An 18,908-nucleotide genomic window follows, 5' to 3' on the forward strand; every position below is an offset into this window, starting at 1 on the left:
TTAACTATAGTCTGAACAGGCTCTGCCCGAAATAAATTGCCGTTCACATCGCATAACATTCTGTCTACATTATTTTATGTTATTTATAGAACTAATACAACTTTTTATTCATTATTTTGTATAAATCCTAAAATAAAGATAAAATAATCTAATAAACATCTAATATAATTGATTTATAAGCTGCAGCTGGTGGCTATAAAGCAATACTACACCTGATAAAGCCCAACAGCCTTGGGACTTAACAGGAAAAGTACGCCCTCTTGTTGCGCCACAGATTGCTGTTGCGAGTCATTTCCAGGTCAGTTTAAAAGAATTTTAACCCTATATGTTATGCATGTGAAAAATTTACTAACACTCAGACTTCCATTTTTGAGTTGGTACCGGCACCTGTTATTGTTGCCAAGCCTGTTAATGCTTGTCACTATTAGTGTGCAGGCACAGAATGCTTACCTTGATGCGGGTAAGTCTGTTCCGACAGTAACTTCGGATAAGGCCGACTATGCTCCTGGAGAAATAGCCATCATCTCCGGCACTGGCTGGACGCTGGATAGTCTTGTGGATGTGCACCTGGAAGAAGATCCAGCGCATGAACATCACCATGGCTACCATGATACCAAAGTAAACCCGGACGGTACATGGCGAATCGAATATCCTATTGAAGATAGGCACCTCGGTGTTAAATTTACAGTTAAAGTTGATGGTAAACAGACAGGATATCAGGGGTTGGCTTATTTTACTGATGGACAATTATCAGAATTAGTAATTGGGGTTCAATCTGTCATCCCTAAACAAGGAGCAAGTGCTCTTGTTGAATATCAAAGCTCGATTAAAATAACTGCTAATAATAATAATACAGCTACAATTAATTTATCTGTTACTGGATTACCTCCTGGAGTTTCTTTCAGTCCTCAAAGTATAACAGCTACAAATAACATAACTAAAAGCTTTTCCATATTTTTAACTACTAGTACAAATACTCCTATTATTTTAGCTCCTGGTCAGGCTTTTACTGTAACTGCTTCAACTACTCATAATAGTGGAAATAGTATTACCACAGGTACAGGTAGATTAATAGTGAGCGAACCTGCCTGCGTAAGCCCAGCATTATCAACAAATCCCAGTAATGTAACTTTGACCTACGGCGATTCTAACCCAACTTTTTCAGTTGCTGCTTCAGGTGATGTAACTGGTTATCAGTGGGAGGTAAGTAGTGATAATGGCGGTAATTGGGCTCCTGTAAATGGTGCAACATCAACAACATATACTGTAATCAACCCTACTGTTGCCATGAACGGGTATCAGTTTAGAGCAGCAGTAACGGGATGCAATACGACCATATACAGCAATGCCGCAACACTAATAGTTAATCAGAGACCGCTCACCATCACTGTAAATCCAAAAACGAAAGTATACGGCGATCCATTACCTACTTTTGATGGAACGTTTACAGGCTTACTTTCGAGCGATAATATTTCGGTCAGCTATAGTTCTGCAGCTACAGCTACAGATGATGTAGCAACTTACCCAATAATAGCAACAATTTCAGATCCGAATAAAAGATTAGGAAACTATAAAGTTGATAACACACCTGCATTACTTACCATTACACCAGCTCCTGCAACTATAACTTTAGCCGATTTAGCTAAAACCTATAACGGTTCATCTCAAGGAGCAACAGTTACAACAACTCCTGCTAATTTAACTGGGGTAGCAGTAACTTACGATGGTTCTACTACAGCACCTACTGCCGCAGGTACATACCAGGTAGTAGCTTCTCTCTCAAATGCAAATTATACCGCCCAGTCTGTAAGTGGTACGTTGGTAATAAGTAAAGCAAGCGCAACTGTAACGTTATCCAACCTGGAACATACCTACGATGGCATTGGAAAGGCGGCTACCGCAACTACTTCTGCCAAAGGATCAAGTACATTTACAATAACCTATGATGGCTCAACAGATTTGCCTGTAAACTATAAGGAAGGCGGATATGCTGTAGTGGCCACATTGGAAAACGCTAATTATAGCGGCAGTGCAACCGGGACGCTTGAAATCAAGAAGGCAGACCAGGTAATTAGCTGGGCAAATCCGGCAGGTATAACCTATGGCACAGCTTTGTCAGCAACACAACTGAATGCTTCTGTAACTACAGGTAATGGCACACTTACCTATACACCGGCTGCAGGAGCCGTACTTGGCGCTGGGGCCCATAACCTGACCGTATCAGCGGCAGAAACAAACAACTATAAACCTGCACAAAAAACCGTCCAGATGAATGTAGCCAAGGCAACGCCAACTATAATTTTAACAGTAGGCGGGCCTTATACTTATGATGGTTCTGGGAAAGCAGTTAACAACGCAACGGTAAGCGGAGTCGGGGGTGAAGACCTTGGCGCGGCGACTGTTACTTATGAGTTGGAAAATAAGACTGTAACTTCGCCTGTAAATGCGGGTAACTATAATGTCTTGGCCACTTTTGCAGGAAACGACAACTATACAACTGCACAGGCAACAGGTACGCTGGTTATTGGTAAAGCTGCTTTAGCCATAAGTGCTGCCGATGCTACCAAAGTTTACGGCGATGCAAATCCGGCTTTCGCTGGTTTGGTAGTTAGTGGTGGTGCCGGAGGCGAAAGTTTTACTGTAACAGCTTCATCTGACGCAACAACTACATCACCGATAGGAAACTATAGCATTGTGCCAGCGGTAAACGGTTCAACTATCCAGAACTATACAGTTACAGCTACCAATGGTACACTTACTATAAGCCCGAGACCAATAACTATAGCTGCAAACACTGGCCAGACCAAAGTATACGGCGACAATGATCCGGCGGCATTTACATATCAGATTTCAGCAGGTAGCCTGGTAGATCCATCGCATTTAACGGGGGCTTTAACCAGAAACAGCGGGAATAATGTAGGCACTTACGCTATTACGCAGGGTACGCTGGCTGTTACTTCAAACTATACACTTACTTATACTGGTGCAGATTTCACGATCACGCGCAGAGCGGTTTCTGTAACAGCTGATGCACTCAGCAAAGTATACGGCGAAACCGATCCGGCACTTACCTATACTGTAACATCTGGTTCTGTCGTTAGCGGGGATAATTTTACAGGCAAGCTGGCCCGTGACAAAGGTGAGGATGTGGGCGACTATGCAGTTAAACTGGGCGATTTAAGCCTGGGGAATAACTATAGTTTAAGCCTGGTACCTGGTACTACTTTTGGAATCACGCCTAAAGCCATTACCGTAACTCCGGTTGCCAATCAAAGCAAAATTTATGGCAGCCAGGACCCTGTATTTGCTTACACCAATACCGCGCTGGTCGGCTCCGATGCCTTCTCAGGAGCGCTTGCAAGAGCATCCGGCGAAGACGCAGGAACTTATGCTATCTTACAAGGTTCGCTGGCGCTCAACAGCAACTATACACTTAATTTTACACCAGGATTAATGTTCCGCATTAACCCGAAAGAGGTTACTGCCTCCATTACAGCTTCTGATAAAGTGTACGATGGCACAACCCTTGCCATGGCTGTGGGGGCTATACCTAATGAACTTGTTGGAAGTGATAAGGTAGAAGTATCGGTTACCAATGCCCGTTTTTCGGACAAAAACGCGGGCACAGGCAAAACGGTAACTGCGGATGTAGCCATTAGCAACGGAAACTATAGTTTAAGCAGCACAACGGCTAGTACTAAAGCTGCTATCACTGCCAAACCAATTACAGGTTCGTTTGTAGCTGCCAGCAGATTGTATGACGGTACTGTAAATGCTTCGGCGTCAAACCTTAGCCTTGTTGGTGTTATAACTGGTGATGATGTGCAGTTAACCGGTGGTGCAGCCACATTTGCCAATAAACATGTGGGTAACGGCAAAACTGTTTCGTTAGCAGGAGCATCATTAACCGGGGATGATAAAGACAACTATAGTCTCACAACTATAGCTACCGCTTCAGCTAATATTACACCAAAACCGGCTTCTGTTACTTCGGATGCAAATACAAAAGTGTACGGCGCTTCGGACCCAACGTTAACCGGATCCATGTCAGGGTTTATAGCAGGAGATGGCATTACAGCCGCCTTTAGCCGTTCGTCCGGCGAAACAGTTGGCAACTATAGCATTACCGCCACTTTAAGCCCTGAAGCGGCGCTATCTAACTATAGCATCTCCTACACCCCGGCAAATTTTGAGATTACGAAAGCACAACTAACTGTTACAGCTGATAACAAAAGCAGAGTATACGGCGATCCTAACCCGCAACTGACGATAAGCTACAGTGGTTTTGTAAGAAGCGAATCAGAAAGTGTACTGACGCATAAACCTGAAATTTCCACTTCTGCAACTATAACCAGCAATGTAGGCAATTATCCGATTACAGTTTCCGGTGGTGAGGCAACAAACTATAGTTTTGTTTATGAGGCTGGTGTGCTCATTATAAATAAGGCAGATATAGCGGTAACAGCCTCCGACAAGAGCAGAATCTATGGTGATGAAAACCCAGCGTTTACTGGAAACATTACAGGCATTAAAAACGAGGACAATATTACAGCAAATTATAGCAGCGTTGCTGTAGCTTCCAGCCCGGTAGGTACTTATGCAATTGTTCCGTCGTTGTCTGGTGGTGCTTTAAGTAATTATAACACTCCTGCCATTACAAATGGTAAACTTACTATCAACAAAGCTAACCTGACTGTAAAAGCTGATGATGCCACTAAGGTTTACGGAGATGCAAATCCTACATTTAGCGGAGAACTGACTGGTATCAAAAACAATGATGCCATAACTGCCAGTTACACTACTACTGCAGGGCTCACAACCGGAGTTGGCAATCATACGATTACAGCAGGGGTTTCGGCAACACAGGCAATACTCAACAACTATAATCTAACTGCTACCGATGGTGTCCTGACAATTACGGCGCGGCCGGTTACAGTTACTGCAGTTGCAAAAGAAAAGTATTGCGGCCAGGCTGACCCGACTTTAACTTATACCATAAGTAATGGTTCGCTTGTAGGTAGTGATGCCTTTACTGGCGCGCTGAGCAGAATTAGCGGTGATGGTATCGGTACATATACTATACAACAAGGCAGCTTAGCGCTAAGCAATAACTACACCTTAAGTTTTCAGCCTGCCAACCTGACTATAAAAGGCGTAACACTGGATGCGAACAATGCCAGTACCCCAAGAAGTTATACATCAACTATAACCATAACTGTTACTGTTAAAGACGGAACAACTAACCTGTCGGGAGTGCCGGTTAGCCTTAAAGTTGATAATACAACCTACGGACCGGTGAACTCTATAGACGGGGTGGCTACGTTTACCATAAATCCATTAGCTGTAAATGTTTACCAGGTAAAAGCGATAACTGTAAGCGGATGTTCTGAATCTACAGTGGCGTATATGCCAGTCTACGATCCGGACGGAAACTTTGTAACTGGTGGCGGTTGGATAGATTCGCCTGCCGGAGCTTTGGCTTCTGATGCAGCAGCCACTGGCAAAGCAAACTTCGGTTTTGTCTCCAAATACAAAAAGGGCAGTAACCAGGTAGACGGCAACACCGAGTTCCAGTTCAGTGCTGGTAGTATTAACTTCAAGAGTACGTTCCATGAAGCCGGTACCTTAGTCATAGCCGGTGCAAAGGCAATGTATCGCGGAGAAGGTACTGTAAATGGCGTATCAGGCTATAAATTCTCGATCACAGCTATAGATGGAAACTGGAACAATGGAAGTGGTCCTGATAAATTCCGTATCAAAATTACAAAGAACGGAGTTACAGTTTACGATAACGGCTTGGGTGCTGACGAAAACTCAGATGCATCAACAGCTTTAGGCGGCGGCTCTATCGTGATTCATGAAGTGAAAACAGCCAGTAAAGGTTCTAAACTCGAAATCGCTGAAAAACCGCAGACAAGTCAGTTCTACAACTATCCAAATTCGTTCTCTGACAATACAACCATCGCATTCAGCTTAGATAAGGAAGAAAGCTACCTGCTTGAAGTGTTTGACATGCGCGGCGTGTTGATCAGAAAAGTGGACATGGGCGTGGCGATAGCAGGTAAACTATACGAACTCGGCTTTGATGGAAGTAACCTGTCTGATGGCCTGTACATTGCCAGACTACGTACCTCATCCGGTACCAGATCAATTAAAATGATTCTAAAAAAGTAATACACAAACCTTTCAACTGATTTATAAAGTGCCGGTTCCGTAAGGGGCCGGCACTTTATAGTTTATTTTATCTGGATGTCTCAAAACTTTTTACACAAACTATAGTTTCCTTTAAAATCCTGCTTTACTTTTGCAGTACATAATGCGCAACACTACGTTACATAGCATCCTTTCTGCCCCGGCACTTTCTGTTGCCTGCGGTACTGCTGCGCACGTACATCATTTCCATCATTCCTCGTAAGAGGAATCCAATAAACATATAGCCCCCTTGGGTGTATACCCATTTATACGTTGCCGGATGCAAGGTATGAACGCGCTATTTTATACTTTCCAATTTTTAATTTATGCTTCGTATAGCCATACAGAAATCAGGCAGACTCAGTGATGATTCGCTTAAACTTATCCGTGAATGCGGTATCTCATTTATCAGCAGCAGCCTGAAACTCAAAACAGAATCAACCAATTTTCCGCTGGAAATCCTTTTTCTCCGCGACGATGATATTCCCGGGTATGTAGCCGACGGAGTGGCCGATATTGGTATAGTTGGCCAGAACGTGCTGGTAGAAGAAGGCATGCAACACCTGACCGTTGAAGAACTTGGTTTCTCGAAATGCCGTCTGTCGCTGGCGGTACCCAAAGGTGACAACTATAGTTCTATTCAGGACCTGAACGGAAAAAACATCGCCACATCGTACCCAAATTTACTGCAATCTTACTTGGCAGAGCGTGGTGTGCAGGCAAACATTCATACCATCAGCGGGTCTGTAGAAATTGCGCCAAGCATTGGTTTGGCTGATGCTATTTGCGATATCGTTAGCTCGGGCAGCACGCTTATCAGTAATGGTCTGAAGGAAGTGGAGCGTGTGTTTAAGTCTCAGGCGGTACTGATTGCTAACAAGCAACTGAACGATGAGAAACAGGAGATACTGGAGAAACTTTTATTCCGGATTCATGCTGTACAACGTGCCCAGCGTGCCAAGTACATTCTGTTAAATGCCCCGAACGATAAAGTAGCGGAGATATCGAAATTACTTCCGGGAGTTAAGTCTCCGACTGTGCTGCCATTGCTGGAAGAAGGCTGGAGCTCGCTGCACTCTGTGGTGAACGAAGACGATTTCTGGGATAAGATTGAGAAACTGAAAGCCGCTGGTGCGCAGGGTATCCTGGTTGTACCGATAGAGAAAATGATCATCTGATGAAGAAGCTACTTTACCCCGAAACTATAGTTTGGCCCGAACTGGCAAAGCGACCAGTAAAAGACCTGCAGGAACTGGAGCCAACTATACGCGGCATCTTTAAGCTGGTGCAGGAGCAGGGCGACGAAGCCTTGTACCAACTGGCCGAAAAGTATGATGGTAAACGCCCGGATGCTTTACTGGCAACACCCGAAGAACTGGCTACCGCTGAAAATGAGATAAGCGCCGAACTGAAAGAAGCGATTTTACAGGCGTACAGCAACATACAGCTGTTCCATTTGCAGCAGGCCGAACAGATGCCTATAGTTGAAACGATGCCGGGCGTGAACTGCTGGCGTAAAAGTGTGGCTATTGAGAAGGTAGGACTTTACATTCCTGGTGGCACGGCGCCGCTTTTTTCTACGCTGTTGATGCTGGGAATTCCGGCAAAACTGGCTGGCTGTAAACAAATTGTGCTTTGCACGCCGCCGTCTAAACAAGGTACTATACACCCGGCTATACGCTACACGGCATCGCTGCTGGGCATACAAACTATAGTGAAAGCAGGTGGTGCTCAGGCCGTGGCTGCTATGGCATTTGGTACCGAAAGTGTGCCGGCTGTAAGCAAGATCTTCGGACCCGGAAACCAGTATGTAACTATGGCCAAGCAACTGGTAACGCAACTGGGCGTGGCTATCGATATGCCGGCTGGCCCGTCTGAAGTGCTGGTGATGGCCGATGAAACTGCCGACCCTGCTTTTGTAGCTGCCGACTTACTGTCTCAGGCTGAGCACGGACCAGACTCGCAGGTGGTATTGCTGAGCACATCCGAAACTATAGTTGATCAGGTGATCTTAGAAATTGAGAAGCAACTACAGGAACTGCCGCGCGAAGCCGTAGCCGCTCAGGCGCTGGGAAACAGCATGGCTATAGTTATGCAAAATGCCCAGCAGATGCTCGATTTCTCTAATTTATATGCACCCGAGCACCTGATTCTCGCTATAAAAGATTTGCAAACTATAGCTGATGGTGTGGTTAATGCTGGCTCTGTTTTCCTGGGCAACTATACACCCGAAGCCGCCGGCGATTATGCTTCCGGAACCAACCACACCTTGCCGACTAATGGTTATGCCCGTGCCTATAGTGGCGTTTCTTTGGATAGTTTTGTCCGGAAGATCACGTTCCAGCACATCACACCGGAAGGCCTGCAGAACATTGGCAGAACCATAGAAGTAATGGCCGAAGCCGAAGGTTTGCAGGCACACAAAAATGCAGTAAGTATCCGATTAAAGAAACTATAAATGTTTGACTTACAAAGTATAGTTAGGCCAAATGTATGGCGCATGAAACCCTACGCATCGGCCCGCGACGAGTTTAAAGGCACGGCCAGCGTGTACCTGGATGCCAACGAAAATAACCTGGGCAGCCTGGCCGGCAACAACTATAACCGCTACCCCGATCCGCATCAGAAAGCCCTGAAAAATAAGATTTCGTCTATAAAAGGAGTAAAGCCGTCTCAGATATTCCTGGGCAACGGTTCCGACGAAGCGATTGATCTGCTGTTCCGTATGGTTTGCCGTCCGGGCCAGGACCGCGCGCTGTTTTTACCGCCAACCTATGGCATGTACGAAGTATCGGCTAACCTGAACGATGTGCAGCTGGATACGGTGCAACTGACTGCAGATTTCCAGATCCCGGTGGCCGAAGTGCTGCGAAACGTGAAGCCCGAAACAAAGCTGATCTTTATCTGCTCGCCCAACAACCCGACTGGCAACAATATCAACCCCGAAGACATTGAAGCGATACTCGACAATTTTGACGGACTGGTTATAGTTGACGAAGCATACATTGATTTTTCGGAAGAGCCAAGCTGGACTGCGCGCCTGCAGGATTTTCCGAATTTGGTGGTGCTGCAGACCTTCTCCAAAGCATGGGGAATGGCCGGTTTGCGTTTAGGTATGGCCTTCGCTTCCGAAGAGATCATTGCGCTGCTCGACAAAATAAAACCGCCGTACAATATAAACGAAGCAACCCAGGAACTGGCGCTAAAAGCACTGGATCAGGATGAGCAGTTGAAGTACATGATCGAAGAGATCATTCAGGAACGGCAAATGCTGGAATCGGCTTTGCCAACCCTGGCTATAGTTGAGAAAGTGTACCCGACAGATGCCAACTTTATACTGGTAAAGGTGAAAGATGCCAACAAGCTTTATAGTTACCTGCTGGATAAAGGAATTGTAACCCGTAACCGCTCCAGCGTGCCCGGTTGCGAAAACTGCCTGCGCATATCAGTCGGCACCACCGACGAGAACCAGCAACTATACCAGGCGATTTCAGAGTTTAACATTTAGAAATTAGAAGTTAGATTTAAGACTATAGATTTTATTAAAACTTCGAAAGTCTATTGTCTAATATCTAGTATCTAGCATCTCACTTAAAATGAAAAAAGCATTATTTATAGATCGTGACGGCACCATTTTGGTTGAACCGAAAACGGATTTCCAGGTTGATTCTTTCGAGAAATTTGAGTTTATCCCGAAAGTGATCCGCAACCTGCATAGGATCTTCACCGAGTTGGATTATGAGTTTGTGATGGTCACGAACCAGGATGGCCTGGGCACCGACTCTTATCCTGAACACACTTTCTGGCCTTACCAGAACAAGATGCTGGACATTTTGCGCAGCGAAGGCGTAGAGTTTTCTGATATCCTGATTGACCGCAGCTTTGAGCATGAAGGCCTGGAAACCCGCAAGCCCGGCATCGGCATGATGAAAAACTATTTGTCCGGAGAGTATGACCTGGCGAACAGTTACGTGATTGGCGACCGCTTAACGGATGTGCAGTTGGCAAATAATCTGGGCGCAAAAGCCATCCTGCTGGCCGATTTCCAGAGCGAAGAAGCAGCGTTAAACACCAACGACTGGGACGAAATTTATAGTTTCCTGAAGCTACCGCAACGCAAATCAACTATATGCCGCCAAACCTCTGAAACCGATATCCGGATCGACCTGAACTTGGATGGAACCGGGAAGTCAAATATCAAAACCGGGCTTGGCTTTTTCGACCACATGCTGGAACAACTGGCCCGCCATGGCAACGTGGATCTGACTATAGCAGTAAAAGGAGACCTGCACATTGACGAACACCATACCATAGAAGATACAGGCATTGCCCTTGGCGAAGCATTTCTGGCTGCTTTAGGTGATAAGAAAGGCATTACCCGCTACGGATTTTTATTGCCTATGGACGATGTGCTGGCGCAGGTGGCGATAGACTTTGGAGGCAGGCCCTGGATCGTGTGGGATGCTGAATTTAAACGCGAAAAAGTAGGGGATATGCCGGCCGAGATGTTCTTCCACTTTTTTAAATCCTTCTCTGACGCGTCCAAGAGTAATCTAAACATCAAAGCCGAAGGTCAGAACGAGCACCACAAAATCGAGGCGATCTTTAAAGGGTTTGCACGAGCTATTCGTATGGCAGTGCAGCGAGACCCAAACGATACTTCTTTGCCATCCACAAAAGGAGTTTTGTAATTGTTTAAATTTCAGTGAGTTGTATTTGCTTGATCACACATCCTTCAAACTATAGTTTAAAATAAAGTTTAAGTATAGTTTGCTTTTGATAAATCAGGGCTTACATTTGTGGAATCGCAAACTATAAAAGCGAACTATAAACAAGACATGATTCAGAATCTTCATCTTACTGCATGGTGGTGGCACGTTACAAAAAGTATCGTGAACAGCCTTGCTATGTATAAGATGAGATAAATGATATAGCATACAACCAAAGGTATTAAAAGCCTGCTGTTCACTGGACAGCAGGCTTTTTTGTTTTCTATCAGATTCTAAACCGACCATGAACTATAAAATCACCACCAACTATAAGCGCCTTCTGGCTGATACGCTGACTCCGGTTAGCGTATACCTGAAGCTGCGTGACCGTTTTCCAAATAGTATTCTGCTAGAGAGTTCAGATTACCACGGCGCCGAAAACAGCTTTTCCTACATCTGCTGCAGCCCGATGGCAAGCATCAAAGCCGAGAACGAGGTGCTGACAGAAGCTTTCCCGGACGGAACTATAAAGCAGACGCCGATCACAAAAGAAATGAATGTTCCGGCGCAACTGGCAGCCTTTGCACAAAGCTTTGAAGTGGAGTCGAATGCATTCAATTTCATTAACAACGGGCTGTTCGGGTACATGAACTACGATGCCGTGCGCTACTACGAAGATATTGAACTTACCCAGCGACCTGACCGCCAGCAACTACCGGAGCTGTACTATGCCGTGTATCGTTACATCATCGCCATCAACCACTTCACTAATGAGGCTTACATCTTCTCGCACAACTATAACCAGGACGATGACAACGGCATTGCGCAACTGGAAGCGCTGCTGAACAGCAGAAATATTCCGAGCTATAGTTTTAAAACTACTGCAGCAGAAGCTTACAACATCAGCAGCGAGGGTTTTCTAAAAAATATTCAGAAGGCGAAGGAGCATTGCTTCCGTGGCGATGTGTTTCAGCTGGTGCTGTCCCGCCGCTTTGAGCAGGCTTTCCAGGGAGATGAATTTAACGTGTACCGTGCGCTGCGCTCCATTAACCCTTCGCCGTATCTATTTTACTTTGACTATGGCAGCTTCAAGATCTTCGGTTCTTCGCCGGAAGCACAACTGGTCATTAAAAATGGCAAAGCCAGCATTTTCCCGATTGCAGGTACTTTCAGGAGAACCGGTGATGATGCTGCTGATGCTGCTTTGGCTGAAAAATTGTTAGTCGACCCGAAAGAAAATGCTGAGCATGTGATGCTGGTTGACCTGGCACGCAACGACCTGAGCCGCAACGGCCATAGCGTGGAAGTAGAAACCTTCCGCGAGATTCAGTATTACTCGCACGTCATTCACCTGGTTTCTAAAGTGTCAGGGCAACTGCACAGACAGGAAGATTCGCTGCAAATGGTAGCCAGTACTTTTCCGGCCGGCACGCTTTCCGGTGCACCCAAGCACAAAGCCATGCAGCTTATTGATACTTACGAAACAACGAACCGCGCTTTTTACGGTGGCTGCATCGGCTTCCTGGATTTTAACGGCAACTTCAACAGCGCCATCATGATCCGTTCTTTCCTGAGCAAAGATTATAAACTATACTACCAGGCAGGAGCCGGTATTGTGGCCGCTTCTAATCCGCAAAGCGAATTACAGGAGGTAGACAATAAATTGATGGCTTTACGAAAAGCTTTAACCTTAGCCCAGGAAATAAACTAACATGCAAGTTCTGGTAATCGATAATTACGACTCTTTCACTTATAACCTGGTGCACCTGCTGCAGGAACTGGGTGCGGAAGTTACCGTGCGTCGCAACGACAAAACGACGTTGGAAGAGGTTGGCAACTATAGAAAGATCATGCTTTCACCAGGTCCTGGTATTCCGGACGAAGCCGGTATGCTGAAAGAGATCATTCAAACTTTTGGCCCAACAAAGAGCCTGTTCGGGGTGTGTCTCGGGTATCAGGCAATAGGTGAGGTATATGGTGGTAAGTTGTTTAACAGCAACGAGGTATGGCATGGCGTGGCAATACAGGTAACTATAGTTTGCGAGCAGGAAATACTCTTTTCTGATCTACCTAAGCAGTTCAATACAGGCCGTTACCACTCGTGGCTGGTTAAAAAGGATCTACCTGATTGCCTGGTACAAACAGCAGTAGACGAAAAAGGTAACATCATGGCGCTGCGTCATAAAGCATATGATGTACGAGGCGTACAGTTCCACCCGGAATCAGTGCTGACGGAACATGGAAAGGAGATAATTAAAAACTGGTTAGCTAATTAGTCATCCCGAGCGAAGCCGAGGGATCTTAAGTGTCCACTATGCAGCTGTATAAGATTTCTCGACTACGCTCGAAATGACAATAAGAATATCAACAATGAAAGAGATACTGAACCATTTATTCGAACATAAAACGCTTACCAAAGAGCAGGCGCGGGAAGTGCTGCTAAATATTACTGGTGGCAAATACAACCAGAGCCAGATTTCTAGTTTCCTGACAGTGTATATGATGCGCAGCATTACGGTGGATGAACTGGAAGGCTTCCGGGATGCGCTGCTCGATCAGTGCCTGCGCGTAGACCTGGATGCTTATATTCCAATCGATCTTTGCGGCACTGGTGGCGATGGCAAGGATACGTTCAACATTTCCACGTTGTCATCTTTTGTGGTGGCGGCTAATGGTATTCCGGTTGCCAAACATGGCAACTATGGTGTGTCGTCTTCCTGCGGTTCCTCTAATGTGCTCGAAGCGCTGGGAGTTAAATTTACTACGGAAACCGAAGCTCTGGAACGCTCTATCGCAAACTATAACATTTGTTTTCTGCATGCCCCACTCTTTCACCCAGCCATGAAAAGTGTAGGTGCTATCAGAAAAGACCTGGCGGTGAAAACGTTCTTCAACATGCTGGGTCCGATGGTAAATCCTGCTTTCCCGAAGCTGCAGATGGTAGGGGTTTATAGTCTGGAACTGGCCCGCATGTATAGTTACCTGTATCAACAGCAGCCGGAAGTAAACTATAGCATCATTCATACCCTGGATGGCTTCGACGAGATTTCCCTGACAAGCCCCTTTAAAGTAATCTCTGATAAAGAAGAAGTACTGTTAGATGCCCAATCGCTTGGTTTGCCACGACTGCAGCAAGAGCAGATCAAAGGCGGTGGTACCATTGAGAGCGCAGCTAAAATATTTATAGAAGTATTAAAAGGAGAGGGCACTGCTGCACAAACGGCTGTTGTGGCCGCCAACGCCGGCATGGCTATTCAGTGCGCAAGACCAGAAATCAGCATACCGGATGCTGTTGGCATAGCTAAAGAAACACTTGAATCAGGTAAAGCTTATAGATTATTCAACAGCCTGATACAGGATCAAAAGTTAGCAGTAGCTTGAGCATCCTCAAATCTCCAAATTTCCAAATCTTCAAATCTGAAATTATGAACATACTCGACGAAATCATCGCTCATAAACACAAAGAAGTAACCGAACGCAGAGAACTTTACCCGGTGAAATTGCTGGAAAAAAGCCTCTACTTCGATACCCCCTGCCTCTCGCTGGAGCGTTACTTGTTGCGCCCGGACAAAAGCGGGGTCATTGCCGAGATCAAGCGTAAATCTCCCTCCAAAGGCGACATCAATCCTTATGTTTCTGTAGAGCGCACTTCTATTGGCTATATGCAGGCGGGTGCTTCGGCCTTGTCTATCCTGACCGATACGAACTACTTCGGTGGTAAAAACGAAGACCTAGTAACGGCCCGCAAGTATAATTTCTGCCCGATCCTGCGAAAGGACTTTATAGTGGATGAGTACCAGATCGTAGAAGCAAAATCGATTGGTGCTGATGCCATACTGCTGATTGCGGCTGCACTGGAGCCTGCACGACTGAAAGAACTTGCTTCCTTTGCCCGCTCGCTTGGTCTGGAGGTTCTGCTGGAGGTGCACAACAAGCAGGAGCTTGACGAAAAGCTGAATGAATTTGTAACTATAGTTGGCGTGAACAACCGCAACCTGAAGACCTTCAAAACAGACGTGAACTTATCTTTTGAGCTGGCGCATTACATTCCGGCTGGCATTACCAAAATATCGGAAAGCGGCCTGAGTAAGGTAGAAACATTGGTTGAGTTGCAGCAGGCAGGCTATAATGGCTTCCTGATCGGGGAGACTTTTATGAACGATAGCCGGCCTGAGCGCGCTGCTGCTGCCTTTATAAAAGAACTTCGCCAGTTGCAGGAGCTTAAAGAACAAACAGCATGAAAGTAAAAGTATGTGGCATGCGCGATCCGGAGAATTTAAAGCAGATCGCAGCCCTGCAGCCCGATTATTTGGGTTTTATTTTCTACAAAGGTTCGAAGCGCTTTTGCAAGGAAACTATAGCTCCTGAGCAACTGGCAGAGCTGCCAGCAACAATAAAAAAGGTTGGCGTTTTTGTAGATGAAACTACGGAAACTATAGTTAATACTGCCCGAAACTATAATCTGGATGTGATACAACTGCACGGACACGAGTCGCCCCGGCAATGCCAGGAGATTAAAGATGCAGGGCTTGACGTGATTAAAGCTTTTTCGGTGGATGACCGCTTTGTGTTTGAGAACACGCTGCTATACGAAAGAAGCTGTGATTATTACCTTTTCGATACCAAAGGCGAAGCACACGGCGGCAACGGCATCCCATTCGATTGGGAACTCATGAAAAATTACCTGTCACCGAAACCTTACTTCCTGAGTGGTGGCCTGAACCTGGAAAACATCAAGCATCTGGATAAGGTGCGACCAAAACCCTTTGCCATCGACGTTAACAGCGGCTTTGAACTAGAACCCGGGCTGAAGGATGTAGAGAAAGTGAAGCTCCTGTTGGAGCAATTAAAAATTCAAAATTAGAAATTAAAAATTAGGGATTAACAGTTTTAGAATGGCGAGTGTGAGAGGCAACTGCATCAGGCTTTTCATTGCAAAGAATATCAGCTCTTGATGTTATGCAAAACCACTCATTTCTAATTTTTAATTTCTAATTCATAATTAAATGAAATATGAAATATACAGTTGACGAAAACGGGTTTTATGGCAGATTTGGCGGGGCGTATATCCCGGAAATGCTGTACCCGAATGTAGAGGAACTGCGCCTGAATTACCTGAAGATCATGCAGGAACCGGACTTCCAGGAAGAGCTGCAGTCCTTGCTGAAAGACTATGTGGGCCGGCCAACGCCGCTTTACTTTGCCAAGCGTCTCTCCGAAAAATATAATACCAACATCTACCTGAAGCGCGAAGACCTGAACCACACCGGTGCGCATAAGATCAACAATACGGTTGGTCAGGTGCTGGTGGCAAAACGACTGGGCAAGAAGCGCATTATTGCTGAGACAGGTGCTGGTCAACATGGTGTGGCTACGGCTACAGTGTGTGCTTTGATGGGACTGGAATGCATTGTATACATGGGTGAAGTAGACATTGAGCGACAAGCACCTAATGTAGCCAGAATGAAAATGTTAGGCGCTACGGTAGTGCCGGCAACCAGCGGCAGCAAAACACTGAAAGATGCTACCAACGAAGCCATCCGCGACTGGATCAATAACCCCGAAGACACCTATTACATCATCGGTTCTGTAGTTGGCCCGCACCCGTACCCGGATATGGTGGCGCGCTTCCAAGCGGTTATTTCTGAAGAGATAAAGGCGCAGCTGAAAGAGAAAACCGGCAGCGAAAACCCGGATTTTGTGGTGGCTTGTGTGGGTGGTGGCAGCAACGCAGCTGGTGCTTTCTATCATTACCTAGATACGCTGGACGTAAAATTAGTAGCCGTTGAAGCAGCCGGTTTAGGCGTTGATTCCGGTGAGTCGGCCGCTACGTCGGTGCTTGGTCGTGAAGGCATTATACATGGCAGCCGCACTTTACTGATGCAGACCGAAGATGGTCAGGTTACAGAACCCTATTCCATTTCAGCTGGCTTGGATTACCCGGGTGTTGGGCCTTTGCATGCGCATCTGCATCAATCCGGCAGAGCGATTTTTGAAAGTATAACAGACGATGAAGCGCTACAGGCAGTGCTGGAACTGACCAGGCTGGAAGGTATCATTCCGGCACTGGAAAGCGCGCATGCCCTGGCTGTACTTGGCAGAATTGGAGCTAAGCCAAACGAAACTATAGTTGTGAACCTTTCCGGTCGCGGCGATAAAGATTTAACTACCTACTTAGACAGATTTGAGCTTCATGGAAAATAGAATCAAAACCCTTTTCGAGCAAAAGCCACAGGGCCTGCTATCGGTTTACTTTACAGCTGGTTACCCGAATTTAGAAGACACTGTTCCAATCATACTAGAGCTTGAAAAGAACGGCGTAGACCTGATCGAAATTGGAATGCCATTTTCTGACCCTCTGGCAGACGGACCAACTATACAACAAAGCAGCACGATTGCCTTGCGCAATGGCATGACCATCCCAAAGCTGTTTGAGCAACTGAAATATATCCGGAAATACACGCAGATTCCGCTGGTACTAATGGGGTACCTGAACCCGGTAATGCAGTATGGCGTGGAGCGGTTCTGCCAGGAAGCCAGCGAAATTGGTATTGATGGCATCATTCTGCCCGACCTGCCACTCTCAGATTATGTGCGGGAATATAAAAGTCTGTTTGAACAGCATAACCTGAGCAAGATCTTCCTGATTTCACCACAGACAACAGAGCAGCGTATCCGGGAGATCGACAGTCACACCAATGGGTTTATTTACATGGTTTCGTCGGCATCGGTAACAGGTGGCACGAATGGAAACGCTTTAGCAAATACTGATTATTTTCAACGTGTGCGGCATATGGAGCTTCAAAATCCGGGCATCATTGGCTTCGGCATACATAACCGTGCAACTTTTACTGAAGCCTGCAACCATGCAAGCGGCGCCATTATTGGCAGTGCCTTTATTAAAGCACTAGCTCGGGAAGGCAGCCTGCAGCAAAATATCCAGACATTCATCCAAAGCATTAAACAAGAAGCATGATCATACAATTGCAGCAAGGTATACCTGCTGAACTGAAAGAAAATATCCTGCAGCAGGTAAAGGCTGTCGGTTTTAAAGGCAACGAAGTTCTGACGCAGGAAGGCCATTACATCGTTGGTATCGGCAAGAAAGATTTCGATATTCGAACTATAGGCCAGTTGCCGGGTGTAGCTGACATTCACCGGGTGTCGGATGAGTACAAGCTGATCTCGCGCAAATGGAAAGTTGAGCCAACACGTATTGACCTGGGTGATGATGTGGTGATCGGGGAAGGGCAGTTCAGCATTATGGCTGGTCCGTGCTCCATCGAAAGTGATAAGCAGATCGAGCTGGTAGTACAGCACCTGGTTGAGAATGACGTGAAGATCATGCGTGGTGGTGTTTTCAAACCGCGAAGTTCACCTTATGCTTTCCGGGGCCTGGGGCTGGAAGGGTTGCAATTGTTTCATCGTATTTGTCGAGAGAACGGGATAAAGATCATCACCGAAGTGATGCAAGTCTCGCAGATCGAGGACATGATAGACTATGTAGATGTGTTCCAGGTGGGAGCCCGTAATAGCCAGAACTTTAATTTGCTGGATGCTTTAGGTGCAGCACAAAAGCCGGTTTTGTTAAAACGTGGTATTTCCGGAACTATAGAAGAACTGTTGCAGGCCGCGGAATACATCTTCTCGAATGGCAATGAAAAGATCATGCTGTGTGAAAGGGGCATCCGCTCTTATGAAAATGCCTACCGCAATGTGCTGGACCTGAATGCTGTGCCCGTACTGAAAGCTAAAACACATTTACCAGTTATAGTTGATCCGTCGCATGGTATTGGTCTGCGTGATTATGTAGAAGAAATGTCGTTGGCGGCGGTTATGGCCGGTGCGGATGGCGTAATTTATGAAACACATCAGAAACCAGAAGAAGCGTTTTCGGATGGACAGCAGACGTTGAACTTTAAGGAATCTGAGCGGATGATACGACGTTTGCGACAAGCTTATAGTTTGCGGGAGAATTTTTGATTTTATTTTCCGCTATCTGAAAAT

The 18,908-nt window shown here is 46.0% G+C and carries 14 protein-coding genes; 13 read left to right on the forward strand and 1 reads right to left on the reverse strand.

The annotated features are described in order from the left end of the window. Positions 1-408 precede the first annotated feature (408 nt). The gene (locus H7F15_RS03870) at positions 409-669 is read right to left on the reverse strand and encodes a hypothetical protein (protein WP_185195642.1); all 261 of its coding nucleotides are present in this window, start codon (positions 667-669) and stop codon (positions 409-411) included. A 462-nt stretch (positions 670-1,131) separates the two neighbouring features. Between H7F15_RS03870 and H7F15_RS03875 the strand changes: the two genes are divergently transcribed. From H7F15_RS03875 to H7F15_RS03935, 13 genes are all read left to right on the forward strand, one after another. Continuing rightward, positions 1,132-6,174, forward strand: coding sequence for an MBG domain-containing protein (locus H7F15_RS03875; protein WP_185195643.1), 5,043 nt, complete (start codon positions 1,132-1,134; stop codon positions 6,172-6,174). Between the two features lie 344 nt (positions 6,175-6,518). Then, positions 6,519-7,370 (forward strand): ATP phosphoribosyltransferase, encoded by an 852-nt coding sequence (gene hisG / locus H7F15_RS03880; protein WP_185195644.1) that lies wholly within the window; start codon positions 6,519-6,521, stop codon positions 7,368-7,370. Then, a complete protein-coding gene (gene hisD / locus H7F15_RS03885; protein ID WP_185195645.1) occupies positions 7,370-8,650 on the forward strand; it encodes a histidinol dehydrogenase in 1,281 nt (426 codons plus the stop codon). Before hisG ends, hisD begins: the two co-directional genes overlap by 1 nt. Further along, a complete protein-coding gene (gene hisC, locus H7F15_RS03890; protein WP_185195646.1) occupies positions 8,651-9,700 on the forward strand; it encodes a histidinol-phosphate transaminase in 1,050 nt (349 codons plus the stop codon). Between the two features lie 88 nt (positions 9,701-9,788). Next, positions 9,789-10,883, forward strand: coding sequence for a bifunctional histidinol-phosphatase/imidazoleglycerol-phosphate dehydratase HisB (gene hisB, locus H7F15_RS03895; RefSeq protein ID WP_185195647.1), 1,095 nt, complete (start codon positions 9,789-9,791; stop codon positions 10,881-10,883). 322 nt (positions 10,884-11,205) lie between these two features. Beyond that, positions 11,206-12,612 (forward strand): anthranilate synthase component I family protein, encoded by a 1,407-nt coding sequence (locus H7F15_RS03900; protein WP_185195648.1) that lies wholly within the window; start codon positions 11,206-11,208, stop codon positions 12,610-12,612. A gap of 1 nt (position 12,613) precedes the next feature. After that, entirely contained in the window at positions 12,614-13,177 is a 564-nt protein-coding gene (locus tag H7F15_RS03905; protein WP_185195649.1) for an aminodeoxychorismate/anthranilate synthase component II, read from the forward strand. A 94-nt stretch (positions 13,178-13,271) separates the two neighbouring features. Continuing rightward, complete coding sequence (gene trpD, locus H7F15_RS03910; RefSeq protein WP_185195650.1) at positions 13,272-14,282, forward strand: anthranilate phosphoribosyltransferase; 1,011 nt, start codon at positions 13,272-13,274, stop codon at positions 14,280-14,282. Between the two features lie 44 nt (positions 14,283-14,326). Beyond that, positions 14,327-15,142: an indole-3-glycerol phosphate synthase TrpC gene (gene trpC / locus H7F15_RS03915; protein ID WP_185195651.1), complete on the forward strand. Its 816-nt coding sequence runs from the start codon at positions 14,327-14,329 to the stop codon at positions 15,140-15,142. Beyond that, positions 15,139-15,765, forward strand: coding sequence for a phosphoribosylanthranilate isomerase (locus tag H7F15_RS03920; RefSeq protein ID WP_221626984.1), 627 nt, complete (start codon positions 15,139-15,141; stop codon positions 15,763-15,765). The genes trpC and H7F15_RS03920 overlap by 4 nt, the downstream gene beginning before the upstream one ends. A 149-nt stretch (positions 15,766-15,914) precedes the next feature. Further along, positions 15,915-17,105 carry a tryptophan synthase subunit beta gene (trpB, locus tag H7F15_RS03925; protein ID WP_185195652.1) on the forward strand — a complete coding sequence of 397 codons (1,191 nt, stop codon included), beginning with the start codon at positions 15,915-15,917 and terminating at the stop codon, positions 17,103-17,105. Beyond that, positions 17,095-17,877, forward strand: a complete 783-nt coding sequence (gene trpA / locus H7F15_RS03930; protein WP_185195653.1) for a tryptophan synthase subunit alpha — start codon at positions 17,095-17,097, stop codon at positions 17,875-17,877. The genes trpB and trpA overlap by 11 nt, the downstream gene beginning before the upstream one ends. Continuing rightward, positions 17,874-18,884 carry a bifunctional 3-deoxy-7-phosphoheptulonate synthase/chorismate mutase gene (locus H7F15_RS03935; protein ID WP_185195654.1) on the forward strand — a complete coding sequence of 337 codons (1,011 nt, stop codon included), beginning with the start codon at positions 17,874-17,876 and terminating at the stop codon, positions 18,882-18,884. The genes trpA and H7F15_RS03935 overlap by 4 nt, the downstream gene beginning before the upstream one ends. Positions 18,885-18,908: the final 24 nt, after the last annotated feature.

The sequence above is a fragment of the Pontibacter sp. Tf4 genome (assembly GCF_014212495.1).
In the GTDB taxonomy this organism is placed as follows: domain Bacteria; phylum Bacteroidota; class Bacteroidia; order Cytophagales; family Hymenobacteraceae; genus Pontibacter.